Annotated in this window: 22 protein-coding genes and 2 tRNA genes; 12 read left to right on the forward strand and 12 right to left on the reverse strand. The window is 70.3% G+C overall.

Features of this window, described 5'->3' with window-relative positions:
• Positions 1-13 precede the first annotated feature (13 nt).
• From ACZ7MF_RS24260 to ACZ7MF_RS24290, 7 genes are all read right to left on the reverse strand, one after another.
• On the reverse strand, positions 14-1,396 hold the full coding sequence (locus ACZ7MF_RS24260; RefSeq protein ID WP_471479694.1) for an LLM class flavin-dependent oxidoreductase: 1,383 nt from the start codon (positions 1,394-1,396) through the stop codon (positions 14-16).
• Positions 1,396-2,127 (reverse strand): ABC transporter ATP-binding protein, encoded by a 732-nt coding sequence (locus ACZ7MF_RS24265; RefSeq protein ID WP_471479696.1) that lies wholly within the window; start codon positions 2,125-2,127, stop codon positions 1,396-1,398. Before ACZ7MF_RS24265 ends, ACZ7MF_RS24260 begins: the two co-directional genes overlap by 1 nt.
• Positions 2,103-2,954 (reverse strand): ABC transporter permease, encoded by an 852-nt coding sequence (locus ACZ7MF_RS24270; RefSeq protein WP_471479698.1) that lies wholly within the window; start codon positions 2,952-2,954, stop codon positions 2,103-2,105. Before ACZ7MF_RS24270 ends, ACZ7MF_RS24265 begins: the two co-directional genes overlap by 25 nt.
• Positions 2,951-4,015, reverse strand: coding sequence for an ABC transporter substrate-binding protein (locus ACZ7MF_RS24275; protein WP_471479700.1), 1,065 nt, complete (start codon positions 4,013-4,015; stop codon positions 2,951-2,953). Before ACZ7MF_RS24275 ends, ACZ7MF_RS24270 begins: the two co-directional genes overlap by 4 nt.
• 210 nt (positions 4,016-4,225) lie before the next feature.
• Positions 4,226-5,425, reverse strand: a complete 1,200-nt coding sequence (locus ACZ7MF_RS24280; RefSeq protein ID WP_471479702.1) for an ROK family protein — start codon at positions 5,423-5,425, stop codon at positions 4,226-4,228.
• Positions 5,426-5,832: 407 nt separating this feature from the next.
• Positions 5,833-6,474 carry a superoxide dismutase gene (locus ACZ7MF_RS24285; protein WP_108986752.1) on the reverse strand — a complete coding sequence of 214 codons (642 nt, stop codon included), beginning with the start codon at positions 6,472-6,474 and terminating at the stop codon, positions 5,833-5,835.
• A 155-nt stretch (positions 6,475-6,629) separates the two neighbouring features.
• Complete coding sequence (locus ACZ7MF_RS24290) at positions 6,630-8,015, reverse strand: amino acid permease (protein WP_471479704.1); 1,386 nt, start codon at positions 8,013-8,015, stop codon at positions 6,630-6,632.
• Positions 8,016-8,350: 335 nt separating this feature from the next.
• Here ACZ7MF_RS24290 and ACZ7MF_RS24295 point away from each other — a divergent pair, with 335 nt between their 5' ends.
• Positions 8,351-8,932: a biotin transporter BioY gene (locus tag ACZ7MF_RS24295; protein WP_356868014.1), complete on the forward strand. Its 582-nt coding sequence runs from the start codon at positions 8,351-8,353 to the stop codon at positions 8,930-8,932.
• A 78-nt stretch (positions 8,933-9,010) separates the two neighbouring features.
• Here the strand turns inward: ACZ7MF_RS24295 and ACZ7MF_RS24300 are convergent, their stop codons facing one another.
• On the reverse strand, positions 9,011-10,456 hold the full coding sequence (locus ACZ7MF_RS24300; protein WP_471479706.1) for an amino acid permease: 1,446 nt from the start codon (positions 10,454-10,456) through the stop codon (positions 9,011-9,013).
• Positions 10,457-10,664: 208 nt separating this feature from the next.
• Between ACZ7MF_RS24300 and ACZ7MF_RS24305 the strand changes: the two genes are divergently transcribed.
• Both ACZ7MF_RS24305 and ACZ7MF_RS24310 read left to right on the forward strand, forming a co-directional pair.
• A complete protein-coding gene (locus tag ACZ7MF_RS24305; RefSeq protein ID WP_471479708.1) occupies positions 10,665-11,150 on the forward strand; it encodes a ribose-5-phosphate isomerase in 486 nt (161 codons plus the stop codon).
• A gap of 97 nt (positions 11,151-11,247) precedes the next feature.
• Entirely contained in the window at positions 11,248-12,090 is an 843-nt protein-coding gene (locus ACZ7MF_RS24310) for an Fpg/Nei family DNA glycosylase (protein ID WP_471479710.1), read from the forward strand.
• 10 nt (positions 12,091-12,100) lie between these two features.
• Here the strand turns inward: ACZ7MF_RS24310 and ACZ7MF_RS24315 are convergent, their stop codons facing one another.
• Positions 12,101-13,363 (reverse strand): GNAT family N-acetyltransferase, encoded by a 1,263-nt coding sequence (locus ACZ7MF_RS24315; protein ID WP_471480111.1) that lies wholly within the window; start codon positions 13,361-13,363, stop codon positions 12,101-12,103.
• Positions 13,364-13,558: 195 nt separating this feature from the next.
• Here ACZ7MF_RS24315 and ACZ7MF_RS24320 point away from each other — a divergent pair, with 195 nt between their 5' ends.
• Together ACZ7MF_RS24320 and ACZ7MF_RS24325 are read left to right on the forward strand one after the other, a co-directional pair.
• Positions 13,559-14,746 (forward strand): PP2C family protein-serine/threonine phosphatase, encoded by a 1,188-nt coding sequence (locus ACZ7MF_RS24320; protein ID WP_386907378.1) that lies wholly within the window; start codon positions 13,559-13,561, stop codon positions 14,744-14,746.
• Between the two features lie 32 nt (positions 14,747-14,778).
• On the forward strand, positions 14,779-15,285 hold the full coding sequence (locus ACZ7MF_RS24325; protein ID WP_471480113.1) for an HD domain-containing protein: 507 nt from the start codon (positions 14,779-14,781) through the stop codon (positions 15,283-15,285).
• Here ACZ7MF_RS24325 and ACZ7MF_RS24330 read toward each other — a convergent pair.
• Entirely contained in the window at positions 15,282-16,454 is a 1,173-nt protein-coding gene (locus ACZ7MF_RS24330) for an acyltransferase family protein (RefSeq protein ID WP_471479712.1), read from the reverse strand. The genes ACZ7MF_RS24325 and ACZ7MF_RS24330 overlap by 4 nt on opposite strands.
• Before the next feature lie 622 nt (positions 16,455-17,076).
• Here ACZ7MF_RS24330 and ACZ7MF_RS24335 point away from each other — a divergent pair.
• Positions 17,077-17,271, forward strand: a complete 195-nt coding sequence (locus ACZ7MF_RS24335; protein WP_115742116.1) for a hypothetical protein — start codon at positions 17,077-17,079, stop codon at positions 17,269-17,271.
• Between the two features lie 99 nt (positions 17,272-17,370).
• Here the strand turns inward: ACZ7MF_RS24335 and ACZ7MF_RS24340 are convergent.
• A tRNA-Gly gene (locus ACZ7MF_RS24340) sits at positions 17,371-17,441 on the reverse strand.
• Between the two features lie 163 nt (positions 17,442-17,604).
• Between ACZ7MF_RS24340 and ACZ7MF_RS24345 the strand changes: the two genes are divergently transcribed.
• From ACZ7MF_RS24345 to clpX, 5 genes are all read left to right on the forward strand, one after another.
• Positions 17,605-17,681 (forward strand) — tRNA-Pro (locus ACZ7MF_RS24345).
• A 192-nt stretch (positions 17,682-17,873) separates the two neighbouring features.
• Positions 17,874-19,274: a trigger factor gene (gene tig, locus ACZ7MF_RS24350; protein WP_471479714.1), complete on the forward strand. Its 1,401-nt coding sequence runs from the start codon at positions 17,874-17,876 to the stop codon at positions 19,272-19,274.
• Between the two features lie 381 nt (positions 19,275-19,655).
• Complete coding sequence (locus tag ACZ7MF_RS24355) at positions 19,656-20,261, forward strand: ATP-dependent Clp protease proteolytic subunit (RefSeq protein WP_030186848.1); 606 nt, start codon at positions 19,656-19,658, stop codon at positions 20,259-20,261.
• Positions 20,262-20,311: 50 nt separating this feature from the next.
• Positions 20,312-21,022 (forward strand): ATP-dependent Clp protease proteolytic subunit, encoded by a 711-nt coding sequence (locus ACZ7MF_RS24360; RefSeq protein ID WP_385350073.1) that lies wholly within the window; start codon positions 20,312-20,314, stop codon positions 21,020-21,022.
• A 191-nt stretch (positions 21,023-21,213) separates the two neighbouring features.
• Positions 21,214-22,500 (forward strand): ATP-dependent Clp protease ATP-binding subunit ClpX, encoded by a 1,287-nt coding sequence (gene clpX / locus ACZ7MF_RS24365; protein ID WP_007449827.1) that lies wholly within the window; start codon positions 21,214-21,216, stop codon positions 22,498-22,500.
• Between the two features lie 86 nt (positions 22,501-22,586).
• Here the strand turns inward: clpX and ACZ7MF_RS24370 are convergent, their stop codons facing one another.
• On the reverse strand, positions 22,587-23,585 hold the full coding sequence (locus ACZ7MF_RS24370) for a hypothetical protein (protein WP_471479716.1): 999 nt from the start codon (positions 23,583-23,585) through the stop codon (positions 22,587-22,589).
• A 138-nt stretch (positions 23,586-23,723) separates the two neighbouring features.
• Between ACZ7MF_RS24370 and ACZ7MF_RS24375 the strand changes: the two genes are divergently transcribed.
• Positions 23,724-26,348 carry a valine--tRNA ligase gene (locus ACZ7MF_RS24375; protein ID WP_471479718.1) on the forward strand — a complete coding sequence of 875 codons (2,625 nt, stop codon included), beginning with the start codon at positions 23,724-23,726 and terminating at the stop codon, positions 26,346-26,348.
• Positions 26,349-26,355: the final 7 nt, after the last annotated feature.

Raw genomic sequence — 26,355 nt, forward strand, 5'->3', positions numbered from 1 at the left:
CCGGGTTCCTCTCTCAGATACGGGTGAGTGCGGCCGGTGCCCCGGCCGTGGCCGGGCCGGGGACGTCGGTGGCATCGGTGACGTACTGGTTGCGGGGCCGGGGCAGGCCGTAGCGCTCGCGCAGGGTCTGCCGGGGCCCGTACGCGGTGCGCAGCAGACCGCGCTCGCGCAGGATCGGGACGACGTGGTCCACGAAGGTCTCCAGGCCCGAGGGCAGTACCGGCGGCATGATGTTGAAGCCGTCGGCCGCACCCTCCGTGAACCACGACTCGATCCGGTCGGCCACCTGCTCCGGTGTCCCGGTGAAGGTCAGGTGGCCGCGCCCGCCGCCCAGCCGCCCGATCAGCCGCCGCACGGTCAGGCGCTCGCGCCGGGCCAGCTCCACGATCAGCGTGTAGCGGCTCTTGGCGCCCTCGATGGCGCTCTCCGGCGGCAGGTCGTCCGGCAGCGGACCGTCCAGGTCCAGGGTGCCGGGCTCCAGCCGCAGCAGGTCCTCCAGGCGCCGTACGCCGTGCGCGGGCACGATGTGGTCGTCCAGGACCTGCTCCGCGGCGCGTGCCTCCGCCTCGGTGGAACCGAGCACCGGGACGATGCCCGGCAGCACCTTGAGGTGCTCCGGATCGCGCCCCGCCCGCCGGGCGAGGGACTTGACGTCGGCGTAGAAGGACCGTGCGTCCGCCAGCGTCTGCTGCGCGGTGAACACCGCCTCCGCGTACCGGGCCGCGAAGGCCCTGCCGTCCGCCGAGGACCCGGCCTGCACCAGCAGCGGGTAACCCTGCGGACTGCGGGGCACGTTGAGCGCGCCCTCGACGCTGAAGTACGTCCCCTTGTGGCGCGGCGGATGGATGCGGGCGTCGTCGCCCCACACGCCGGCCGCCTTGTCGGCGAGGACCGCGTCGTCCTCCCAGCTGTCCCACAGCTTCAGCGCGACGTCCAGGAACTCGGCGGCGCGGGCGTAGCGTTCGGCGTGGGCGGGCTCGGCGTCCAGACCGAAGTTGCGGGCCGCCTCGGCCCCCGCGGTGGTGACGATGTTCCAGCCCGCCCGGCCGCCGCTGACGATGTCCAGCGAGGCGAACCTGCGGGCCAGGTTGTAGGGCGAGTTGTAGGACGTGGACGCGGTCGCGATCAGACCGATGTGCTCGGTCGCCGTGGCCAGCGCGGTCAGCAGGGTGAGCGGTTCCAGGGCGCCGGCCGGCCGCTGCGCGAGGTTGCTCCACAGCTGCGGGCCGTCGGCGAGGAACAGCGAGTCGAACGTGCCCCGTTCCGCGGTCCGGGCCAGGTCCACGTAGTGCGCGAGGCTCACATGGGCGTACGGGTCGCTCTCCGGCAGCCGCCACGACGCCTCGTGGTGCCCGGTGTTCATCAGGAACGCGTTCAGATGCAGCCGGCGGGTCATCAGTGGTCCTCCGTCACACCGAGGGCGGCCAGCAGCCGCTCCCGGTACTCGCCCAGCTTCGGCTCCCGGTAGGAGCGCGGATGGGGGCGGTCGATGGTCAGGTCGAGGCCGATACGGCCGTTCTCCAGCACCAGCACCCGGTCGGCGAGCACGATCGCCTCGTCGACGTCGTGGGTGACCAGCAGCACCGTGGGGCGGTGGCGCTTCCACAGCTCCCGCAGCAGGCCGTGCATCCTGATCCGGGTCAGGGCGTCCAGGGCGCCGAACGGCTCGTCGGCGAGCAGCAGCTGCGGCTCCCGCACCAGGGCCCGGGCCAGCGCCGCCCGCTGGGCCTCGCCGCCGGACAGCTCCCCGGGCCAGGCCCGTTCACGCCCCGCGAGACCCACCTCGGCCAGGGCGGCCCGGCCGCGCCCGGCGGCCTCCTTGCCCTCCGCGCCGAGCAGCACGTTGTCCAGCACCCGGGACCAGGGCAGCAGCCGGGAGTCCTGGAAGACCACCGACACCCGCTCCGGCGCCGACAGCCGTCCCTCGCCCTCGACGCCGTGGTCCAGTCCGGCCACGGCCCGCAGCAGCGTGCTCTTGCCGGAGCCGCTGTGCCCCAGCAGCGCCGTGAACTGGCCGGCGGGCAGTTCGAGATCGATGCCGTCGAGCACCGTACGGCCCTTGAACGACCTGGTCAGACCGTGCAGCCGGACGGCCGGACGGGTCAGCTGCTCAGTGTGCGTCGCCACGACAGCACCCTCCGCTCGATCAGACGGACCACGCTGTCGGAGACCAGGCCGAAGACGCCGTAGATCAGCAGGCCGACGAGGATCACGTCCGTCTGGCCGTAGTTCTGGGCCTGGAACATCATGTAGCCGAGGCCGCTGGTGGCGTTGATCTGCTCCAGCACCACCAGGCCCAGCCAGGAGCCGGTCACCCCGAGCCGCAGTCCCACGAAGAAGCCGGGCAGCGAGCCGGGGATCACCACCCGGCGGATGAACCGCAGCCGGGACAGGCCCTGCACCTCGGCCAGTTCGACGTAGCGGCTGTCGATGCCGGACAGCGCGGCGTGCGTGTTCAGGTACATCGGGATGTACACGACGATCGCGATGATGGCGATCTTGAAGGTCTCCCCGATGCCCAGCCACAGGATGAACAGCGGGATCAGACCCAGGGTCGGGACGGCCCGGTTGAGCTGCACCGTCCCGTCGATCAGGGCGTCGCCCACCCGGCTGAGCCCGGCGGCCAGCGCCAGCAGCACCCCGGCGCCGAGCCCGATCGAGAACCCGATCGCCGCCCGGCGCAGCGAGGTGACGACGTCGGTGGCGAGCGTCCCGTCCGACCACAGCCGGCCGGCCGTCTCCGCCACCGTCCAGGGCGCCGGGATCGCGCCGGGATCCAGCGCCCCGGCGGCCGAGGCGGCCGTCCACAGGACGACCACCAGCAGCGGACCGGCGAGCCGGGCGGCCGGCCACCGCTTTCCGGGCGAGAGCCGGCGGCGCCTGCGCACCTGACGGGTGTCCTCGGCGACGGTGACCGCGCTCTCGGCACTCGCGAGGGTGGTCACGGCGCTCACCTCCGGTATTCCGCCGTCGCGGCCCGTGCCGCGATGGCCTCGAAGCGACGGTCGAAGAGCTGCGTCACGTCGAACTTCTTCACGAAGCCGCCCTCCGCCAGCAGGTCCGCCGTCTCCTGCTCCCACCTGATCGCCTCGTCCCAGCTCGGCGGGAACAGCGGCTTGTTGGCCAGTTCGGTGACGGCCTGAGCCTGCGCGAGGGTCAGGTTCTGGGTCTTGACGTAGTACTCCTCGTTCCACCGGTCCGGGTGCTCCCACGTCCAGACGAGGCCCTTGACCCACTGCGGGATGTAGGCGGCGACGGCAGCGGCCTTGGCGGGATCGTTCAGTACGGACTGCGGCGCCCACAGCAGGCTGAGCAGGTCGACCACGTCGGTCTCGACGGTGTGCGCGCCCTTGGACCCGTACTGCTTCAGATAGGCGGGGGCCTGGCTGTTGGCGAGCGGGGCGATGTCCACCTGACCGGACTGGAGGGCGGTCAGGAACTGGTTGCTGGTCAGCGGCACCAGTTCGACCTGGTCGTAGTCGAGTCCCGCCTTCTTCAGCGCCCGCAGCAGCACGACGCCCTGCGCCTGCCCCTGCGAGAAGGCCAGCTTCCTGCCCTCGAAATCCGCCAGGGTGCGGATGTCGCTGCCGGGCTTCGTGGCGAACAGGTAGTTCGGTTTACGGGTGAGGTTGACGGCGACGATCCTCGCCCTGAAACCCTGGTAGTAGGCCTGGATCGGCGGAACACCCGCATTGTTGGCGAGATCCAGGGAGTCCGCCCGGAAGGCGTTGATGACGTCGGGTCCCGCACCGATGTTCAGCCAGTCCGACACCTTGAACGGAACCGTCAGCCTGGCCAGTTCGAACTGGATTTGCTGAGTGTTCTGATAAGAGGAGATCTTCAGGCTGGTGCCCTCGGGCACCGTGTCGGAGAGCGGAGCGGTGGAGGCGCCCTTCGTCTCGGCGGCGGCACTGCCGCCGGCGCAGCCGCTGAGCCCGGCGACGGCTGCCGAAGCGCCGATCAGCGAAGTGAGGAAGAGGCGGCGGTCAATGCCTGTGGCAGGCGGAGAGGGCATGGGAGGACTCCCTGGTCTCATACGGACGGGGCACGGCGGCAGCCGGGAAGACAGAATGGGCATACGGAATTCCGGTGACGAGAAAGGGAATTCACGCAGCGGGATACGCGCTCCGGGCGCGCCGGGGCGTCAGCAACAGAGGGTGCGACAGCTCATGAAGTGAATGCTTCCGGTCGTCGGTGATCCGTGTCAACATTCCGAGGTGCTGAATTAATTGGCCTCAGGTGAAGTGCCCAACGGATCCCGGTACAGCACGTCCAGGACGACCGAGCCACCCGCGACGGCCGGCACGGATTCGGGAAAACTCGTCGGGAAGACGTCCGCCGCGCGTTCCGTGCCGACCTCCTCCCGCAACGCCGCCAGGCAGTCCGTGCGGTGCATGGCGCCGATCTCGGTCACCACCACCGTCTCCGGGTTGAGGACGTCCGCCAGCAGCCCCGCCGCCCGCCCGGTGGCCCGCGACCGCTCCAGCAGCAGCGCGGCGGCCACCGGGTCACCGGCGTTGGCCGCCGCGAGCACGTGCCGCGGGCTGGTCCCGTCGGTGATCCCGGCCGCACGGGCCCGGCGGCACAGGGTCCGCTCGCTCAACTCCGCCTGGAGGCAGCCGGTACGCCCGCACGCGCACGGCTCGCTGCCGCCGGGCACCGGCAGATGCGCGATCGCGCCCGCCTGCGAACGCGGCCCGTGGTGCACCTCGTCGTGCGTGGCGAAGGCCGCGTCGACCATGTTGCCGACGAACAGGTGCAGCACGCTGCCGCTGCCCCGCGCCCGCCCGAACAGCCGCTCGCCGTTGACCAACGCCCGGGCGTGCCCGTCGACGTGGACCGGCAGCCCGGTGTGCGCGCCGAGCACCTCCCGCACCGGTACGTCCCGCCAGCCCAGCAGCCCGTGCTCGACGATCACGCCGGAGTCCCGGTCGACCCAGCCGCCTGCCGCGAGCCCCACCCCGAGCGGCCGGACGTCGCGGACCTCGGCCAGCATCGCCGCCAGTGCCTCCGCCGCGCGGGGCAGCACCCACCGCGGATCGGTGTGCTCGTGCTTCAGCTCCCGCTGCCGCACCACCCGGCCGCGCAGGTCGAGCAGCGCGACCGTGGTGTGGGGGACGGCCACGTGCACCCCGCCGACGACGAACCGCGAGTCGTCGAGGTCCAGGGGCACGTGCGGACGGCCCACCCCCTTCGGCCGCCGGGGCGGCTCGGCCTCGCGGACCAGCCCGAGCCGGGTGAAGCGGGCGCAGTAGTCCGTCACGGACGCCGGGGACAGACCGGTCAGCCGGGCGATGGTGCTGCGCGCCACGGGCCCGTGCTCCAGCACGGAACGCAGCACCACACCGGCGGTGGCCCGCCGCCGGTCGCGGTCGGCGCCGCGCGGTACGGGGGAAGCGGTCAGGGGTGCCGCGGTACGGGGCATGGGGGCGGGTCTCCTCCGGAACGGTCCGACACTGCGCCGTCTGAACGGACGGAGGCGCGCCGGGTCCACCCCGGACCGCCTCACGGATCTGTTGACTCGTTGGCCGGGGACACCCGTGTGGTGGTGCCCCGTCAGCTCACGCGAGGACGGCGACAGGTGGCCGTGCCCTGGCGTCGCAGGTCGACATAGCGACGCGACGTGAAGTTCCGGGCCTGGGCAACCATGTGTTCGAAGCTAGCAAAACGCCACCGCCCTGCCCAGACGGCGACCGACGGGCGAGACGAAGAGCACCGCCGGGCATGACAGAAAGCCCCCGCGAGTCATGTCCTCGCGGGGGCTTTCCTCATTCCGCCTGCCCGGTGAAGGCTGAGAAGACGATCACGAGGCAGGACGATCGGGGGCGGCTCTCACGGCGCCAGCAGCAGCGTGTTGGTGCGGGACTTGGCGGCCTCGTAGCGCCTGGCCACGTCCTGCCAGTTGACGACGGCCCACATGGCGTCGATGAAGTCGACCTTCTGGTTCTTGTACTGAAGGTAGAAGGCGTGCTCCCAGGCGTCGAAGACCAGGATCGGGGTGGAGCCCTGGCCGACGTTGCCCTGGTGGTCGTAGATCTGCTCGACGATCAGCCGGCCGCTCAGCGGCTCGTAGGCCAGCACGCCCCAGCCCGAGCCCTGGGTGGTCGCGGCGGCCTTGGTGAGCTGCGCCTTGAATCCGGCGAAGGAGCCGAAGGACTCGGCGATCGCGCCGGCCAGCTCGCCCACGCCGTCCTGGTCCAGTGGCTCGCCGCCACCGTCACCGGTCATGTTGTGCCAGTAGATCGAGTGCAGGATGTGGCCGGAGAGGTGGAAGGCCAGGTTCTTCTCCAGGCCGTTGATCGAGCCCCACGTCTCCTTGTCCCGCGCCTCGGCGAGCTGCTCCAGCGTGTCGTTGGCGCCCTTGACGTATGCGGCGTGGTGCTTGTCGTGGTGCAGCTCGATGATCTCGGGACTGATCACGGGAGCCAGCGCGGAGTAGTCGTACGGCAGTTCAGGAAGCGTGTAGACGGACATGGCGGATCCCCTCCGACCTCTTATTGCAAAAAGCTTGCAAGTGCACGCTAGCAGCAAGAGGCTCGCGAGGCGCGGAGGGGCGGACCCGGCGCACACGAAAGGGCCCCCGCACGCCTGCGTGCGGGGGCCCTTGGGGAGATGTGCCGGACGGGTCCTTATCCGCGAGCCGCGCCCCGCCGCTGCCGGGCGTAGCCGACGGCCACCAGGACCAGCGTCATCCCGCCGGTCGAGTACAGCTGCACCCGCGTGTCCGGCTCGCGGGCCATCAGGACGAACACCGCGGCCATGCCCGCCAGCGCCACCCAGGTCAGCCACGGGAAGGCCCACATGCGCACGACCAGCTTCCCGGGCGCCTCCTGCTCCAGGCGGCGGCGCAGCCGCAGCTGCGCGGCGGCGATGAAGATCCAGACGACCAGGATGACCGCGCCGATCATGTTCAGCAGCCAGGAGAAGACGTCGTCCGGCCGCCAGTAGCTGAGCAGCACGCAGCCGAAGCCGAAGAGGGAGGAGACCAGCACCGCGACCCGCGGCACCCCGCCCGACACCCGGCCCAGCACCTTCGGTCCCTGACCCCGCTCGACCAGCGAGTAGCCGATGCGTGAGGCCCCGTAGATGTTGGCGTTCATCGCGCTCAGCAGCGCCACCAGCACCACGATGTTCATGAGCTGCCCGGCGCCCGGGATGCCCAGCTCGTCGAGGGCCGCCACGTACGGGCCCTTCTCGACGACCTCGGGGGAGTCCCACGGGACCAGGGTCACGATGACCGCCATCGAGCCGATGTAGAACAGCGCGATGCGCCACATCGCCGTCCGTACGGCGCTCGCCACGCCCTTGACCGGGTTCTCCGACTCGGCGGCCGCGATGGTGACCGTCTCCAGGCCGCCGTAGGCGAACACCGAGGCGAGCAGGCCGATGATCAGGCCGTTGCCGCCGTTCGGCAGGAAGTCGCCCAGGTGGGAGGCGCCGGGGGAGTCGGTGCCCGGCAGGATCCCGCAGATCGCCAGCACGCCCAGCACCAGGAACAGCGAGATCGCGCCGACCTTGAGCGCGGCGAACCAGAACTCGAACTCGCCGAAGTTCTTCACGGCGGCCAGGTTCGTCCCGCAGAACACCACCATGAACAGCGCCACCCACGCCCACTCGGGCGTACCGGGCAGCCAGCCGTGCACGATCTGCGCGGCGCCGATGCCCTCAAGACCGACGGCCGTGCACAGCAGCACCCAGAACGCCCAGCCCGCCGTGAAACCGGCCCAGGGGCCGATCGCCCGCTCGGCGTGCGCGGAGAAGGAGCCGGAGGAGGGATACGCGGCGGACATCTCGCCCAGCATCCGCATCACCAGCATCACGAGGAGGCCGGAGACGGTGTAGGCGACGACGATCGAGGGCCCCGCGGCGGCGATACCGGCGCCGGAGCCGACGAACAGCCCGGCTCCGATCACCCCGCCGAGGGCGATCATGGACAGGTGGCGCTGCTTGAGGCCGTGGGAGAGGGAGGCGTCCGGCGACTGCTGCGGCGCCTTGGTGGTGGTGCTGTTGGACATGGAGCGGCTCGTCCAATGCGTGGGGGGCTTGGGCAGGGCAAAAACGCCCACAGTTTCGGGTCTCGTGCCGCCCGGCGACAGCGGCTGCCCACGATACGGACGACCCAGATACGGAATGTGATCATCCGAATGCGATATTCCGCTTACTGGTGACGCCCGCCTCATCCCCTTGGTGACCGGTGTCACCCGAGTTCGTGTGTATCCCGCGCCCTTTGTCGGGAGCCCACCAAGCCCACGCGCGGGCCTTTGTCGAGCGCTGCTGGTGATCGGTCCCGCCCGCTGGGATAGCGTCGCGGTGTCCCGACATGTCCACACCACCCCACCGCGGAGTCCCCATGAGCACCGCTGCCGTCCCCGCCCGATCCGGGCAGGTCCTCGCCGACCTCATCCCCTCCTCCCGAGTCCGGGACGTCGCGCTGGTGGCGGGCGGTGCCGTGCTCACCGGCATCGCGGCCCAGATCGCGGTGCCCGTGCCCGGCTCCCCGGTGCCGGTAACCGGCCAGACCTTCGCGGCACTGCTCGTCGGCACCGCGCTCGGCGCCCGCCGCGGCCTGCTCTCCCTCGCGCTCTACGCCCTGGTCGGCATGGCGGGCGTGCCGTGGTTCGCCGAGGGCGGCTCCGGCACCGCCGCCCCCTCCCTGGGCTACGTCTTCGGCATGCTGCTCGCCGCCACGGTCGTGGGCGCCCTGGCCCGCCGCGGCGCCGACCGCTCGGTGCTGCGCACGGCCGGCACGATGCTGCTCGGCGAGGCGATCATCTACGCCGTCGGCGTGCCGTACCTGGCCCTCGCCGCCGACATGTCCTTCACCGCCGCGATCGCGGCCGGGCTCACCCCGTTCCTGATCGGCGACGCGCTGAAGGCCGCGCTGGCGATGGGCGTCCTGCCCACCGCGTGGAAGCTGGTCGACAAGCGGTAACCGGCCGCGGGCCCACGCGAAGAGGCTCGCCGGAGCGCGACAGCGCCCCGGCGAGCCTCTTTCGTCTCCCGGCGGAGGTCAGCCCTTTCCGGCGGCGGCCTTCCGCGTCGCGGTGATCCGCTGCTTGACGAAGGCGACGACGAGGACGAGTGCGGCGACGAGCAGCGACAGCAGCACGGTGCTGCGCCCGTCGTGCTCGGTGTCGGTCAGCATGTAGCCGAGCACGAAGACGATGACCGCGGCGGCCGCCCAGGTCAGGTACGGGTACAGCCACATCCGCACGACCAGCTTCTCCGGCGCCTCGGCCTGGATGATCTTCCGCAGCCGCAGCTGCGAGAAGCAGATGGCCAGCCAGACGAAGAGGGCGACGGCGCCCGAGGAGTTGAGCAGGAAGAGGAAGACCGTGTCGGGGAACTTGTAGTTGAAGAAGACCGCGACGAAGCCGAAGACGACGGACGACAGGATCGCCGTCTGCGGCACCCCGCGCCGGGTGGTCCGGGCGAACGCCTTCGGCGCGTCCCCGCGCTGACCGAGCGAGAAGGCCATGCGGGAGGCGGTGTAGAGCCCGGAGTTCAGGCAGGACAGCACGGACGTCAGCACGATGAAGTTCATGATCTCGCCGGCGTTCGGGATCCCGAGCGAGTCCAGCGCGGCGACGTAGGAGCCCTGGTCGACGATCGACTGCGCGTCCCAGGGCAGCAGCGTGACCACGACGAAGATGGACCCGAGATAGAAGACGGCGATGCGCCAGATGATGCTGTTGGTCGCCTTGGTGACGGCCCGCTGCGGGTCCTCGGACTCACCGGCGGCGAGCGTGGGGATCTCGCTGCCCATGAACGAGAAGACGACGAGCAGTACGCCGGTGAGAATCGCCCCGGCCCCGTGCGGCAGGAACCCGCCGTGGTCGGTCAGATTCCCGAGCCCCGCCTGGTCGCTGTCCACGCCGGGCAGCACCCCGAAGACGGCCAGCCCGCCGACGACGATGAACGCGGCGATGGCGACGACCTTGATCCCGGCGAACCAGAACTCGAACTCGCCGTAGGAGCCGACGGAGGCGAGGTTGGTGGCGGTGAGCACGACCATCACGATCAGCGCCCAGCCCCACTGCGGCACAGCGGGAATCCACCCTTCCAGGATCTTGGCCCCGGCGGTGGCCTCCACGGCCAGCACCACGACCCAGAAGAACCAGTAGAGCCAGCCGATGGAGAACCCGGCCCAGGGGCCGAGCGCGCGGTCGGCATGTGCGGAGAACGAGCCCGAGGTCGGGTTGGCGGCCGACATCTCCCCGAGCATCCGCATCACCAGCACCACGAGCGTGCCGACGAGGGCGTACGAGAGGAGGATGCCGGGTCCCGCGGTGGCGATTCCCGAACTGGAACCCACGAACAGCCCGGCCCCGATGACGCCGCCGATGGCGATCATCGAGAGATGGCGGTTCTTGAGCCCGGCCTGAAGCCCGGACCCGGTTTGCGAGGAGCCCGCGGGCCCCTCCTCCGGTTTGGTCAAGGTCGGCTGCGAAGTCATGGGGGGAGGTCTTCCTTTGCGCCGGTCGAGCACTTTCCCGTACGAGCGGTGTACGAGCCGGACCAGTGAAACGGAGGCGAACGAATTCAGGAACCTTTGAATCCGGATCGTTACTTGAGCTTTCCCTGAGCTTTTAAAGTTTCACAAGTCGTTTTCCCAGTCGCGACCCGAAGCGTGCACCGCTTGGCGCGCGTGTCACACTCGACGCATGCGCGTGTATCTCGGCTCGGACCATGCGGGCTTCGAACTCAAGAACCACCTCGTCGAGTGGCTCACGGCGGCGGGTCACGAGCCCGTCGACTGCGGTCCGCACATCTACGACGCCCAGGACGACTACCCGCCCTTCTGCCTGCGCGCCGCCGAGCGCACGGCCGCGGACCCCGGCGCCCTCGGCATCGTGATCGGCGGTTCCGGCAACGGCGAGCAGATCGCGGCGAACAAGGTGAAGGGCGTGCGCGCGGCGCTGGCCTGGAGCGAGGAGACGGCGTCGCTGGGCCGCCAGCACAACGACGCCAACGTCGTCGCGGTAGGCGCCCGCATGCACACGCAGGAGGAGGCGACGAAGTTCGTCGAGACCTTCCTCGGCACCCCGTTCTCCGGCGACAAACGCCACATCCGCCGCATCGACATGCTCACGTCCTACGAGACGACGGGCGACCTTCCCCCGGTCCCGCCCCACCACCCGCAGCAGTAGCACCCCGAGCCCCGGACCCGCCCTGCCGCCCCCCACCGCGTGAGCACCGGGGGGTGGCTGGCACCGGCCCCGCGGGCCGGGCGAAAGGACACCTCACGTGCCAGAGGGGCACACGATCCACCGGCTGGCCCAGGACTACATGGCCGCCTTCGCCCGCACGGCGGTCCGCGTCACCAGTCCCCAGGGCAAGTTCGCCGACTCCGCCGCCCTCCTCGACGGCACCGTCCTGACCACCGCCGACGCCCACGGAAAGCACCTCTTCCTCGGCTTCGGCACAGCCGGGAACGCGGCCGAGGACGCCGCCGAGAGCCCCGCCTGGGTCCACATCCACCTCGGCCTCTTCGGCAAGGTCGCCCTCGGCCCGGCCCCCGCGCCCCCGCCGACGGACACCGTCCGCCTCCGCCTGGCGGGCGACACCGCCTACGTCGACCTCCGCGGCCCCACCACCTGCGCCCTGATCACGGACCCGGAGAAGCAGGCGATACACGACCGCCTCGGCCCCGACCCGCTGCGCCCGGACGCCGACCCCGCGGCCGCCCACCGCCGCATCTCCCGCAGCCGCACCACCATCGCCGCCCTGCTCATGGACCAGAAGGTCATCGCCGGGGTCGGCAACGTCTACCGTGCCGAGGTCCTCTTCCGCCACGGCATCGACCCGTACCGCCCCGGCAAGGACCTCACCCCCGCCGAGTGGGACACCATCTGGCAGGACCTCACCGCCCTCATGCGCGAGGGGGTGCGGAACAACCGCATCGACACCGTCCGCCCCGAGCACACCCCCGAGGCCATGGGCCGCCCGCCCCGCGTCGACGACCACGGCGGCGAGGTCTACGTCTACCGCCGGGCCAACCAGCCCTGCCACCTGTGCGGCGGCCCGATCAGCACCGCCGACCTCGCCGCCCGCAACCTCTTCTGGTGCCCCACCTGTCAGAAACGGTGAGAGCCCGGACTCAGAACCCGTGCGGCAGCCACGGTGCCACGTCCGACCCGAACCCCACCGACGCCTCCGCCAGCGCCCCGGCCCGCACCTCGCGCACCCGCCCGGCCGCGCCCAGCGAACCCAGAGACACACCCCCCAGGTACGCCGCCCCCAACTCCCGCACGGACAGCACCAGATCCGCCCCGTCGGACGTACGCTCGCACGAGGCGCCCTTCGCGTCGCCGCTCAGCCGCCAACGCCCCGCGTTCCAGGGGCAGAAGGCGTCCTCGACCTCGAACACCACGTCCACCGGCGTCTGGTAGGTCCGCGCCGCGAGCGCCGCACCCACGTCCACCAGCCGTACGTACAACGCGTCCCGCAGCTCCGGCCGGCACCGCCGGATGTCCGACACCTGGTACTGCCACGCCTCGTCGACCGGCCGCCCCCGCACCGTCAGCCGGGAGGTCAGGTCGACGTCGTACAGGAAGCGCCACAACGCCGCCTCGGTCGCCGGGTCGAGACCGGCCAGGTCGTCGAGGACCACCGTGCCGCCGGCCCCCTCGGGCCCCCAGGCCGGCCGCACCCGGAAGCGCGCGAACCCGGTCACCTCGCCGCCCCGCCGGGCGAGGACGCACTGCAGGGGCGAGGCACCGTCCCGCCCGCTCTCCGGATCCAGCAGCGCCAGCCGCTCCCAGCCGGGCCGCCGGGCCAGCATCCCGGGCCGCCCCGGCACCAGGCGCGCGTACACCGCCTCGCACACGTCGAGCACGTCGGCGGGCGCCGCGTACCGCAGCCGTACGTCATCCGTGCCCGGCGGCACGGACAACCGGACCCGGCTCGTGTCGATCTCCGCGTTGAGCCCGAAGGTCGCGGCGCCGTACCCGAACCGGCCGTAGATCGCCGGCTCGGACGCCGTCAGGACCGCCAGCGGCTCGCCCCAGGCACGTACGTCGTCCAGCTGCCGGCGCATCATCGACGTCAGCACGCCCCGGCGCCGGTGCGTGGCGGCGACGCTCACCATCGTCACGCCCGCCGCGCGCACCCGCGCGCCGCCCGGCACGGTCATCCGGAAGTCGAACGCCCCCGTCGTCCCGACGCACGCCTCGTCCTCCGCGTCGCCCTCCCAGACGCCGATCGACCGGTCCACCCGGGTCAGCTCCCGGAACAGCTCCAGCTCCTCGGCCGGTTCCGGAACCCCGCCGAAGGCACGGATCAGCGACCCGTACCAGCTGTCCCACTCCTCGCGCCGCAGCACCCGCGGCTCCGTCGTCGTCATCGGCATCGTCGTCGTCATGCCGCCGCCGTCATCACCCGTGGACCGTTCCATACGGCATGCGTACCAGGGCGGCACGTGTCGAGCGAGACAATTTCCGCAGGGGTGCGGCGCGGGAGCCGTTCGTGAAGTTCACTGTGAAGTCCGGCCTCGGACGGGGGACAAGTGGGACCTCCCGTGCCAAGCGGCCGGTCCGATGGATAGGGTCCCGAACTAATGGCAGCAGGACGACAGCGGCGCGCGGAGGCCGAGACGTTCGCGGCCCGGTGGAAGAAGCAGTGGCACCGGGCCCGCGTCGGCGTGCGCCGAGCCGCCGTCGACTACTTCCGCGGCGACGGCTCGGACTGGATCGCGCTCGCCGGACTGCTCCTGACCATCCCCGTCATCGCGGCCACCACGATGGCCAACTCGGTGTGGTGCTCGCCCTCCGCGCTGGTCATCCCGATCGTCGCGGGCGGCCTGCTGCTGCGCCCGGCGAGCCTGCTCGGCCTGTACGCCGCGGCGGCCACCGCGCTGATCGTGGAGTCGGTGCAGCTCGGCCCGTACACCGAGGGCCCCTCCCGGGTCACGCCCGGCGTGGTCCTGGTGGTCGCGGCCTGCGGCTTCTTCGGGCTCCTCGTCGCCCAGTTCCGCAGCCGGGTCGGCGTGCCCTGGCGGCGCGGCGGCACCATGCTCTTCGACCTGCGCGAACGCATCCGCGTCCAGAGCAAGCTGCCCAAGCTGCCCAAGGGCTGGCACCGCGAGATGGCGCTGCGCCCGGCCGGCGGCCAGTCCTTCTCCGGCGACTTCGTCGTCGCGGCCCGCACCAACGGCGGCCGGACGCTCGAGGTCGTCCTCACCGACGTCTCCGGCAAGGGCATGGACGCCGCCTCGCGCGCCCTGCTGCTGTCGGGGGCCTTCGGCGGACTGCTGGGCAGCCTGCCCCCGCACGCCTTCCTGCCGGCCGCCAACGGCTACCTCCTCCGCCAGGACTGGGACGAGGGCTTCGCCACCTCCATCCACCTCGTCCTGGACCTCGACTCCGGCGACTACGAGCTGTACTCCGCCGGACACCCGCCCGGCCTCCAGCTCAGCGCGGGCACCGGCCGCTGGGAGGAGAAGTCGGCCGACGGACCGCTGCTCGGCGTGTACGACGGTGCGCAGTTCGACCAGGTGAAGGGCTCGCTGCGGCCCGGAGACGTACTGATGCTGTTCACGGACGGCCTGGTGGAGACCTCCGACCGGGACATCGCCGAGGGAATCGACCGCCTCACCGGCGAGGCCGACCGCTATGTCGCGGGCGGCTTCCACGGCGCGGCCTGGCACCTGATCGAGGCCGTGGCCAAGGACGTCAACGACGACCGGGCGCTGCTGCTGATCTGCCGGGAGGGCCCGACGGCCCAGTCCGCGCCGGCCACGGACTGAGGCCCGCGCCGCATACTGGGCCCATGCCGCCCATGCCGCCCGTGCCCCGCGATTCCGGACCGCCCGCCCCGCCGCTCTCCCTGGCCGAGGTCGAGGCCACGGCCCGCGCCGCCCACGCCGGACAGACCGACAAGGCGGGCCGGCCCTACGCCGAGCACCTGCGGGCCGTCGCCGAGGGCGTGCGGCGGCGCGGTGGCGACGAGGAGCAGATCGCGGCCGCCTGGCTGCACGACGCCGTCGAGGACGACGCGCTGACCGGGGAATGGCTGGACGAGGCGCCGCTGAGCGGTCGTACCAAGGACATCGTCCTGGCCCTCACCAAGCGGGCGGGGGAGCCGCCCGAGGCGTACGCCGCGCGGATCCTGGCCGTGCCGGGCGCACGGCTGGTCAAGGAGGCGGACCTGGCGCACAACGCCGACCCCGCGAGGCTGGCCGTCCTCGACGAGGCCACCCGCACACGACTGACCGAGAAGTACACGCGGATGCGCGCACTTCTCGGTCAGGGCGCTTCTCGGTCAGGGGTGACCCACCGGTTCTAGACGGAGATCTTCTCGCCGCCGGCGTTCGACGCGGCGGGCTCGGTGGACGTCTCGCGTGCCCCGGTACCGGCCTGGTCCCGCTTCTCCTTCTCACGGCCCCGGGCGGCGTCGCCGGGATCCCGTCCGAAGGCCCAGTCCATCCTCGGTTCGACCACGTACCGCAGGACCCGCTGGACGGGCTTGGTGCACAGCAGGGTGATGACGGCGGCGCCAAGGACGGTGAGCCCGATCTCGCCGAGCGGCCGGTCCAGGAAGGGCTGCTGGAACCAGCCGGTGTAGTCGCCCTCCTTCACCAGGAAGCCGTGCAGCAGGTAGCCGTAGATCGTGCCGGCGCCGAGCGCGGTGAACCACATGCGCCGGCCGGGCACCCAGGCGAAGAAGCACGCGGTCAGCACCACGGAGCAGCCGAAGAGCGCGAGGGTCAGGACCGGCCCGGACCACCAGGGGGCGCTCGTGTCCTGCACGGAGGCGTTGCGGTAGAACCAGCCGGTCTCCATGCGCGGCACCGACCACCAGGCGATCACCAGCGCCGCCGCGACCACCGGCACGGACCAGATCCGCACCGAGCGGCGCCGCACCAGCTGGAAGTGCTCGGGGCGCAGCAGCAGACCCAGCACGAAGCACGGCAGGAACTGCAGCACCCGCTGCATGTTCAGGTCGTTGCCGACGGTGGGCGTCACGGAGGCCAGCGCGGCGATGCCGAGGGCGATCGGGAGCGGCCAACGGAGCGTCTGCCACAGGGGGGTGGTCAGCCGCCACACGAACAGCGCGCACAGGAACCACAGCAGGTAGGTGGGGTCCAGCAGGCTGATGTCGTTGCCCGGGTCCTCGCTGACGCGGCGGTGCAGCGCGTAGGCGACCTCGAAGACGACGTAGGGGACGACGACACCGGTGATCAGCCGTTTGACGCGCTTGGGGCTCAGGTCGAAACTGCGCGAGAAGTAGCCGGAGATGACGATGAACGCCGGCATGTGGAACGTGTACAGGACCCGGTAGAGGGTCTCCACGGTCCGGTTCCCGTCCAGGATCTGACCCCAGGCGTGGCCCACCCCGACCAGGACGATGGCCAGGTACTTGGCGTTGTCGAAGAACGCGTCGCGCTGTCGGCTCGGGCGGGTGCGTGGGGACGGCGACTTCCGGTCGCCGTCGGATCGCAGCGAGCTAGTCATGCAACCCCCCGCCGGAAATCCGGCGAGTAGTCACAGGACCTCGCTGCTCTGGTGGGGGACGAGGCAGCGTAGAACATCTGAGGCACCCTAGCCTTCACCGTCGCATTCCGTAAAACGCTCGACGTCATTCCTGCATTTCGGTTCTTGGACACGGTGTGAGTACTGTGCGAGTACCCCGTATTCCGGGAACTCGGCCTCCCCGGACGCGTGACGGATCCTACGCGCAGCGCCCTATTTGTCATGACACATCATGACTGAACAGCGCACTTACGGGCTTCATGGGTGATCCTGTGATCTCCCTGTGATCTCTCTGTGGTGACGCTGCCGACGCACCCGTCGATGTGTCCGCCGCGACAATTCGAAATACCTGCGAACGCGTTGTGTGGGCATGGAAACGAAACGGCTCGAATTCCCCGCGGGAGTGGACCGTCGAAACCATGTGCGGGAGGCGACGGCGGGCCGCGCCCGCGTGCGCGGGGGAGCGTGCCGCTCACGGAACCGGCCGGACGATGTGTCACCTGCCGCATGACGGGGCCCGGTTGGTGGCACGATGGTTCTGGCGGGGGTGTGCGGTGCTGCACCTCCGGGCGGGAGTGCGGACCGACCGAGGGTGTGATCAGTTGTGGCCATTTCACTGTCAGTGGTGCTGCTCTTGGGGATCATCCTGGTGGTGTTGCTGCGGGGAGGCTCGGTCAAGGCGGGGCCGGCGGTCGTCGCGGTCCTCTTCGGCTTCTTCCTCGCCTCGACCGGCATGGCCGACGACATCCAGCGCTTCCTGGACTCGATAGCGGACACGATCAACTCGATCCAGTTCTAGCCCGCCGCCTCCAGGCCCCCGTGCGGTTCCGGGCACCCCCCGGAACCGCACAAAGGCCTCCGGCCCGATCCCTGCGGGACCGGGCCGGAGGCCTCTCGGAGCGGGCGACGGGAATCGAACCCGCGTAGCCAGTTTGGAAGACTGGGGCTCTACCATTGAGCTACGCCCGCACAGCACGCGCCGCAGGTCGGTGACCGCGGCACTGCACGCATCGTAGCGGGTCGTGCCCCCTCACCGCACACCCCTTCCGGTCCGCGCCGGACCTTCACGGACGCTCGGGAAACCCTGCGGTCCCCGGTGCCTGGCGGCATGTACCCTACGTGTCGCACCAGACGGGGTGTGGCGCAGCTTGGTAGCGCGTCCGCTTTGGGAGCGGAAGGCCGTGGGTTCAAATCCCGCCACCCCGACCATCGAGTGATCCACCGACCGACCAGCGAGTGATCGCCGAGTGATCGCCTTTTGGGCCGTGTAGTCGCTGCCGTTACTATGCAAGCTGCACGCCCGTGTGTCATCAGCGTCTGAAGTCTCCGGGCGGCGAAATTTGCCGGACACTCTCTGGTTCCGGCAGAACCCAAGAAGTCAGCCACCAAGGAGACCGAACCGTGAAGAGCGCCGTGGAGACCCTGAACCCGACCCGGGTTCGGCTCACTGTCGAGGTGCCCTTCGAGGAGCTCAAGGACAGCCTCGACGCGGCGTACAAGAAGATCAACCAGCAGGTCACGGTGAAGGGCTTCCGCAAGGGCAAGATCCCGGCCCGGGTCATCGACCAGCGGTTCGGCCGCGGTGCGGTGCTGGAGGAGGCGGTCAACGACGCGCTTCCCAAGTTCTACACCGACGCGGTCAACGAGGCCGAGCTGAACCCGCTCGGCCAGCCCGAGGTCGACATCACGGAGCTGAAGGACGGCGAGACGCTGAACTTCACCGCCGAGGTCGACATCCGCCCCTCCATCGAGATCCCGGACTACTCCGGCATCGAGGTCGAGGTCGACGCCGTCGAGGTCAGCGACGAGGACGTCGAGAAGTCGGTGGAGCAGCTGCGCGAGCGCTTCGCCTCGACCTCCCCGGTCGAGCGCGCCGCCGCGGACGGCGACGTGCTCACCATCGACCTGCAGGCCAAGGTCGACGGCGAGGTCCTCGAGGACGGCGTCGCCGACGGTGTGTCCTACACCATCGGCTCCGGCGAGCTGCTGGACGGCATCGACGACGCCGTGAAGGGCCTGGAGGCCGGTGGCGAGGCCACCTTCGCCTCCGAGCTCAAGGGCGGCTCGGCGGCCGGCAAGGAGGCCGAGGTCACCGTCAAGGTCACCCAGGTCGCCGCGCGCGAGCTGCCCGAGCTGGACGACGACTTCGCGCAGCTCGCGTCGGAGTTCGACACGCTGGAGGAGCTGCAGGCCGACAGCCGCAAGCGCCTCGCCAACATGAAGCAGTACGACCAGGCCACGCAGGCCCAGGAGCGCGTCCTGGACAAGCTGCTCGAGCTGGTCGAGGTCCCGGTCCCCGAGAAGCTCCTCGAGGACGAGATCAACACCCGTAAGCACAACCTCGAGCACCACCAGCTCGGCCAGATGGGCCTGGACCTCGAGAAGTACCTCGAGCTGCAGGGCAAGACCGCCGAGGAGTTCGAGACCGAGACCCGCGAGGCCGCGGTCAAGGGCATCAAGACCCAGTTCGTCCTCGACGAGCTGGTCAAGCAGGAGAAGCTCAACGTCAGCCAGGAAGAGCTGACCGAGCACCTCATGCGCCGTGCCGCCTCCTCCGGCATGTCCCCCGACCAGTTCGCCCAGGCCGTCGTCGAGCAGGGCCAGGTCCCGCTCCTCGTCGGCGAGGTCGCCCGCGGCAAGGCCCTGGCCGCCGTGGTCGAGAAGGCCACGGTCAAGGACACCAACGGCGAGATCGTCGACCTGGACGACGAGGAGGACGAGGAGACGGAGGCCACCGAGGCCGCCGCCACCGAGTCCGACGCCCCTGAGGCCGACAAGGCCGAGGAGAAGACCGAGGGCTGACCCCCTCGCGCCGTTCCCGACGGATGTGAAACGGGCCCCGGACGTCTGACGCCGGGGCCCTTTCGCTTACGGCTGGACAGCGCCGCAAGGGGCGCGGGGCTGTATCACTGTGCGGCTCCGCCGCGTGGGCGCGACGAGCCACGGACGGCCCGCGGCCCGGGAACCGGCGGATCCGCCACGGCGGTGGGGATCTGCGCACCCTGCGGAGCGCTACGCCCCCGGCGAACACCCGCAGAACCGGGATGGCACCGCACGGTCACCGCGTTAGGGTCCATGAATACGAGGGCAGGGGAGTCCCGGAAAGCGGCTCCAGCCCCGCAGGGAAACGTGAGACGGCCCGGCGCCGTCGTAAGACGAGCAGGTGGATACGTGACGAATCTGATGCCCTCAGCCGCCGGCGAGCCCTCCATCGGTGGCGGCCTCGGCGACCAGGTCTACAACCGACTGCTCGGCGAGCGGATCATCTTCCTCGGCCAGCCGGTCGACGACGACATTGCCAACAAGATCACCGCACAGCTGCTGCTCCTCGCGTCCGACCCGGACAAGGACATCTTCCTGTACATCAACAGCCCGGGCGGTTCGATCACGGCCGGCATGGCGATCTACGACACCATGCAGTACATCAAGAACGACGTGGTGACGATCGCGATGGGTCTCGCGGCCTCCATGGGGCAGTTCCTGCTCAGCGCGGGCACCCCCGGCAAGCGCTTCGCGCTGCCGAACGCCGAGATCCTGATCCACCAGCCCTCCGCCGGCCTGGCCGGTTCGGCCTCGGACATCAAGATCCACGCCGAGCGGCTGCTGCACACCAAGCGGCGCATGGCCGAGCTGACCTCCCAGCACACCGGCCAGACGATCGAGCAGATCACCCGCGACTCGGACCGCGACCGCTGGTTCGACGCGTTCGAGGCCAAGGAGTACGGCCTCATCGACGACGTCATCGCCACGGCCGCCGGCATGCCGGGCGGCGGCGGCACGGGCGCCTGAGCCATCCTCCGCCCCGAGCCGACCGCCTCAGCCCCTTTACAGGAGACACTGTGAACGACTTCCCCGGCAGCGGCCTGTACGACCGCATGAACGCCACACAGGACATGCGCGCCGCCTCCCAGGGCCGCTACACCGGCCCCCAGGCCGAGTCCCGCTACGTCATCCCGCGCTTCGTCGAGCGCACCTCGCAGGGCGTGCGCGAGTACGACCCGTACGCGAAGCTCTTCGAAGAGCGCGTGATCTTCCTCGGGGTCCAGATCGACGACGCCTCGGCCAACGACGTCATGGCGCAGCTGCTGTGCCTGGAGTCGATGGACCCCGACCGGGACATCTCGGTCTACATCAACAGCCCCGGCGGCTCCTTCACCGCGCTCACGGCCATCTACGACACGATGCAGTACGTGAAGCCGGACATCCAGACGGTCTGCATGGGCCAGGCCGCCTCCGCCGCCGCCGTCCTGCTGGCCGCCGGTACGCCGGGCAAGCGCATGGCGCTGCCGAACGCCCGCGTCCTGATCCACCAGCCGTACAGCGAGACCGGCCGCGGTCAGGTCTCCGACCTGGAGATCGCCGCCAACGAAATCCTGCGGATGCGCTCGCAGCTGGAGGAGATGCTGGCCAAGCACTCCACCACGCCGGTCGAGAAGATCCGCGAGGACATCGAGCGCGACAAGATCCTCACGGCCGAGGACGCGCTGAGCTACGGCCTGATCGACCAGATCATCACCACCCGGAAGATGGACAACTCCTCTCTCCGCTAGGCGGGAGGCTGTATCGTCTGCCGCTCCTTGGCACGGTTTGACGCGATTCACGTCAAAGCGAACCGTGCCAAGGGGGGCCCGGACGAGGGGCCCGGCAAGGTACCGTCGGACATAAGGCAGCACCAGGAGTCCGCCCGCCGTTGACGTGACGTCGACGTCCGGGAGTCTCCCAGGCGAAGGGGAAGCACACCGTGGCACGCATCGGTGACGGCGGCGATCTGCTCAAGTGCTCGTTCTGCGGCAAGAGCCAGAAGCAGGTCAAGAAGCTCATCGCAGGGCCCGGTGTGTACATCTGCGACGAGTGCATCGACCTCTGCAACGAGATCATCGAGGAAGAGCTGGCCGAGACCAGCGAGGTGCGCTGGGAGGAGCTCCCCAAGCCCCGCGAGATCTACGAGTTCCTCGAGAGCTACGTGGTCGGCCAGGAGGCGGCCAAGAAGGCCCTCTCCGTCGCGGTGTACAACCACTACAAGCGGGTCCAGGCCGGCGAGAACGGCGGCGCCCAAGGCCGCGAGGACGCCATCGAGTTGGCGAAGTCCAACATCCTCCTGCTGGGCCCCACGGGCTCCGGCAAGACCCTCCTCGCCCAGACCCTCGCCCGCATGCTGAACGTCCCGTTCGCCATCGCCGACGCCACGGCGCTCACCGAGGCGGGGTACGTCGGCGAGGACGTCGAGAACATCCTGCTGAAGCTGATCCAGGCCGCCGACTACGACGTCAAGAAGGCCGAGACCGGGATCATCTACATCGACGAGATCGACAAGGTCGCGCGGAAGAGTGAAAACCCCTCCATCACGCGCGACGTCTCGGGCGAAGGCGTCCAGCAGGCCCTGCTGAAGATCCTGGAGGGCACCACCGCCTCCGTGCCGCCGCAGGGCGGCCGCAAGCACCCGCACCAGGAGTTCATCCAGATCGACACGACGAACGTGCTGTTCATCGTGGGCGGTGCCTTCGCGGGCCTGGAGAAGATCATCGAGGGCCGGGCCGGGGCCAAGGGCATCGGATTCGGCGCACAGATCCGCTCCAAGCGGGAGATCGAGTCCAAGGACCAGTTCGAGCAGGTCATGCCGGAGGACCTGGTCAAGTTCGGCATGATCCCCGAGTTCATCGGCCGACTGCCCGTCATCACCTCCGTCCACAACCTCGACCGCGAGGCGCTCCTCCAGATCCTGGTCGAGCCGCGCAACGCCCTCGTCAAGCAGTACGAGCGCCTTTTCGAACTCGACGGCGTGGAGCTGGACTTCGAGCGCGAGGCCCTGGAGGCCATCGCCGACCAGGCCATCCTCCGCCAGACCGGCGCCCGCGGCCTGCGCGCCATCATGGAGGAAGTCCTCCAGGGCGTCATGTACGAGGTCCCCTCCCGCAAGGACGTGGCCCGCGTCGTCATCACGGCGGACGTGGTCCTCTCCAACGTCAACCCGACGCTGATCCCCCGGGATTCGCGGGGCCGCGGCTCGGGCGAGCAGAAGACGGCGTAGCCGGTCACGCGCCACGCACCACGTACGCGGGAGGGGCCCGGTCGATTCCGACCGGGCCCCTCCCGCGTTGCCGTTGGACGCGCGCGTCAGGACTTGACGCGGACCTCGTCCCGCAGCTTCGAGGTGATGTCGATCGCCTTCTCCTTGCCGACCCCGGTACCGGCGTTGTCGCCCGGGGAGACCATGGCGATCGTGCTGTAGTCGGCCCAGGCGCAGAACCAGTCGGTCGACTCCTTCTTGGTGAGCGCGTTGGTGGCCTTGGTCGACTGGCACTTGGCGACCGTGCCGTCGATCTCGACCTCCTCGGGCTCGCCGACCAGCTCGGCGTTCTGCATGCCGCCGGTGTCGCTGGTGGAGCTGTCCTTGACTTCCTTCTGGATGTTGGCGAAGAACTTGTCCAGGGTCGCCTGGGGGTCGTCGATCTTGCCGTAACCGCCCACCATCGTGAAGCCCTTGGCGGACAGCAGCTCCGACTTGTCGGGCAGCGTGGACGGGTCCTCGGGGTCGTAGCCGCTGAGGTCGGCGGTCGACCACTGCCCGATCACGGCGGTGCCTTCCTTGACGCCGCTCTTCTCCATGTCCTTCGCGGTGTCGGAGTCACCGCTCTCCTGGCCCTGGACCTTCGTGTACTCGCCGAGCGCCTTGGCCGGCGTCGTCAGCTTGTGCGCGCCGTCGTCCTCCAGGCCGCCCGCACCACCGCCCCCGCCCAGCACGAAGTACGCACCCACGCCGATCGCGGCCACGACCGCCACCGCGCCGATGATGAGGCCGGTCTTCTTCTTGCCGCCACCCGGCGCCGGAGGCTGCGGCATGCCGTAGGGCGGCTGGCCGGGAGGCTGCTGGCCGTACGGGGGCTGCTGGCCGTAGGGAGGCTGCTGGCCGTAGGGCGCCTGCGGCGGGACCCCGCCCTGCTGGGGCTGCTGCGGGTAGCCGTAGCCCGGCTGCTGCGGGGGAGGCGTCTGCTGGGGGTAGCCGTAGCCGGGCTGGGGAGCCTGCGGCGGCTGCTGACCGTACGGGCCCGGCTGGCCGTACGGTCCGGGCTGCTGGGGCTGCCCGCCGTACGGGCCCGGCTGGTTGTGACTCATTCCTGGGTTCCCCCTCAGATGCTTTACGTGGTTCTGACATCCTGACTCAGACCTGGCGTGCGCAGGTCACCGGGGGCCGCACCGTTACAGAAGAAACGCGTTTCGGGACAGGGCCGTGACGCCCGTAAACTGACCCTCGTGACCGAGAACTCTCAAGCGCCGCAGCCCGCACCCAGCACCGAACTGCCGACCCAGTACACGCCGGCCGAGGTAGAGGGGCAGCTGTACGAGCGCTGGGTGGAACGGGGTTACTTCGAGGCCGACGCCAAGAGCGACAAGCCGCCGTACACCGTCGTCATCCCGCCGCCGAACGTCACGGGCAGCCTGCACCTGGGGCACGCCTTCGAGCACACGCTCATCGACGCCCTGACCCGCCGCAAGCGCATGCAGGGCTTCGAGACGCTGTGGCAGCCCGGCATGGACCACGCCGGCATCGCCACCCAGAACGTCGTCGAGCGGGAGCTGGCCAAGGAGGGCAAGTCCCGGCACGACCTCGGCCGGGAGGCCTTCGTCGAGCGCGTCTGGCAGTGGAAGAGCGAGTCCGGAGGGCAGATTTCCGGCCAGATGCGCCGCCTCGGCGACGCGGTCGCCTGGTCGCGCGAGCGCTTCACGATGGACGAGGGCCTGTCCCAGGCCGTCCAGACCATCTTCAAGCGGCTCTACGACGACGAGCTGATCTACCGCGCCGAGCGCATCATCAACTGGTGTCCCAGGTGTCTGACGGCCATCTCGGACATCGAGGTCGAGTACCAGGACGACGACGGCGAACTGGTCTCGATGAAGTACGGGGACGGGGACGACACCATCGTCGTCGCCACCACCCGCGCGGAGACGATGCTCGGCGACACCGCCGTCGCCGTCCACCCCGAGGACGAGCGCTACAAGCACCTGATCGGCAAGCTCATCAAGCTGCCGCTGACCGACCGCTCCATCCCGGTCGTCGCCGACGAGCACGTCGACCCCGAGTTCGGCACCGGCGCCGTCAAGGTGACGCCCGCCCACGACCCGAACGACTTCGAGATCGGCCAGCGGCACGGACTGCCGTCCATCGCCGTGATGGACGAGCACGCCGTCATCACCGCCCACGGCCCCTTCCAGGGCCAGGACCGGCTCGAGGCCCGCTCCGCCATCGTCGCCGCGCTGCGCGCCGAGGGCCGGATCGTCGCCGAGAAGCGGCCCTACGTCCACAGCGTCGGCCACTGCTCGCGCTGCAAGACCACCATCGAGCCGCGCCTGTCCATGCAGTGGTGGGTCAAGGTCGGCCCGCTGGCCAAGGCCGCCGGTGACGCGGTCCGCGACGGCAAGGTCAAGATCCACCCGCAGGAGATGGAGAAGCGGTACTTCGACTGGGTCGACAACCTCCACGACTGGTGCATCTCGCGCCAGCTCTGGTGGGGCCACCGCATCCCCGTCTGGTACGGCCCCGAGGGCGAGGTCGTCTGCGTCGGCCCCGACGAGGAGCCGCCGAGCGGCGAGGGCTGGACGCAGGACAACGACGTCCTGGACACCTGGTTCTCGTCCGGCCTGTGGCCGTTCTCCACGCTCGGCTGGCCCGAGCAGACCGAGTCGCTCGCGAAGTTCTACCCGAACTCCGTCCTGGTCACCGGCTACGACATCCTCTTCTTCTGGGTCGCCCGGATGATGATGTTCGGCCTCTACGCGATGGACGGCACCCCGCCGTTCCACACCATCGCCCTGCACGGCATGGTCCGTGACCAGAACGGCAAGAAGATGTCCAAGTCCTTCGGGAACGTGGTCAACCCGCTGGACTGGATGGACAAGTACGGCTCCGATGCCCTGCGCTTCACCCTCGCGCGCGGCGCCAACCCGGGCGTCGACGTCCCGATCGGCGAGGACTGGGTCCAGGGCTCCCGCAACTTCGCCAACAAGATCTGGAACGCCACCCGCTTCGCGCTGATGAACGGCGCGACGGTCCAGGGCCCGCTGCCGGACGCGTCGAAGATGTCCTCGACCGACCGCTGGATCCTCTCCCGCCTGAACTCGGTCGTCGCCGAGGTCGACGCGTACTACGAGGACTACCAGTTCGCGAAGCTCTCCGACGCCCTGTTCCACTTCGCCTGGGACGAGGTCTTCGACTGGTACGTCGAGCTGTCCAAGACCACCTTCCAGGCGGGCGGCGAGGCCGCCGAGGTCTCCAAGCGCGTCCTGGGCGAGGTCCTGGACGTGACGCTGCGTCTCCTCCACCCGGTCGTCCCCTTCGTCACGGAGACGCTGTGGACGACGCTGACCGGTGGCGAGTCGGTCGTCATCGCCGAGTGGCCGTCCGACTCGGGCTTCCGGGACGCCGACGCCGAGCGGGAGATCGAGACCGTCCAGTCGGTGATCACCGAGGTCCGGCGCTTCCGTGCCGACCAGGGGCTCCAGCCGGGCCAGCGGGTCCCGGCCCGGCTGACCCTCGCGGGCAGCGCGCTCGCGGCCCACGAGGCGGCCGTCCGGCAGCTGCTGCGGCTCCAGCCGGAGGGCGACGCCTTCACGGCGACGGCCACGCTGCCGGTCGCGGGCGTCGAGGTGGCCCTCGACCTCTCCGGTGTCATCGACTTCGCCGCGGAGCGCAAGCGGCTGGCGAAGGACCTCGCCGCGGCGGAGAAGGAGAAGGCCCAGGCAAACGCCAAGCTCGGCAACGAGGCGTTCCTGGCGAAGGCACCGGACCACGTCGTGGACAAGATCCGCGGCCGCCTGACCAAGGCGGACGAGGACATCACCCGCATCACCGCCCAGCTGGAAAAGCTGCCGGAGGCTTAACGCCGCA

This window comes from Streptomyces sp. NPDC111628 (genome assembly GCF_055635195.1).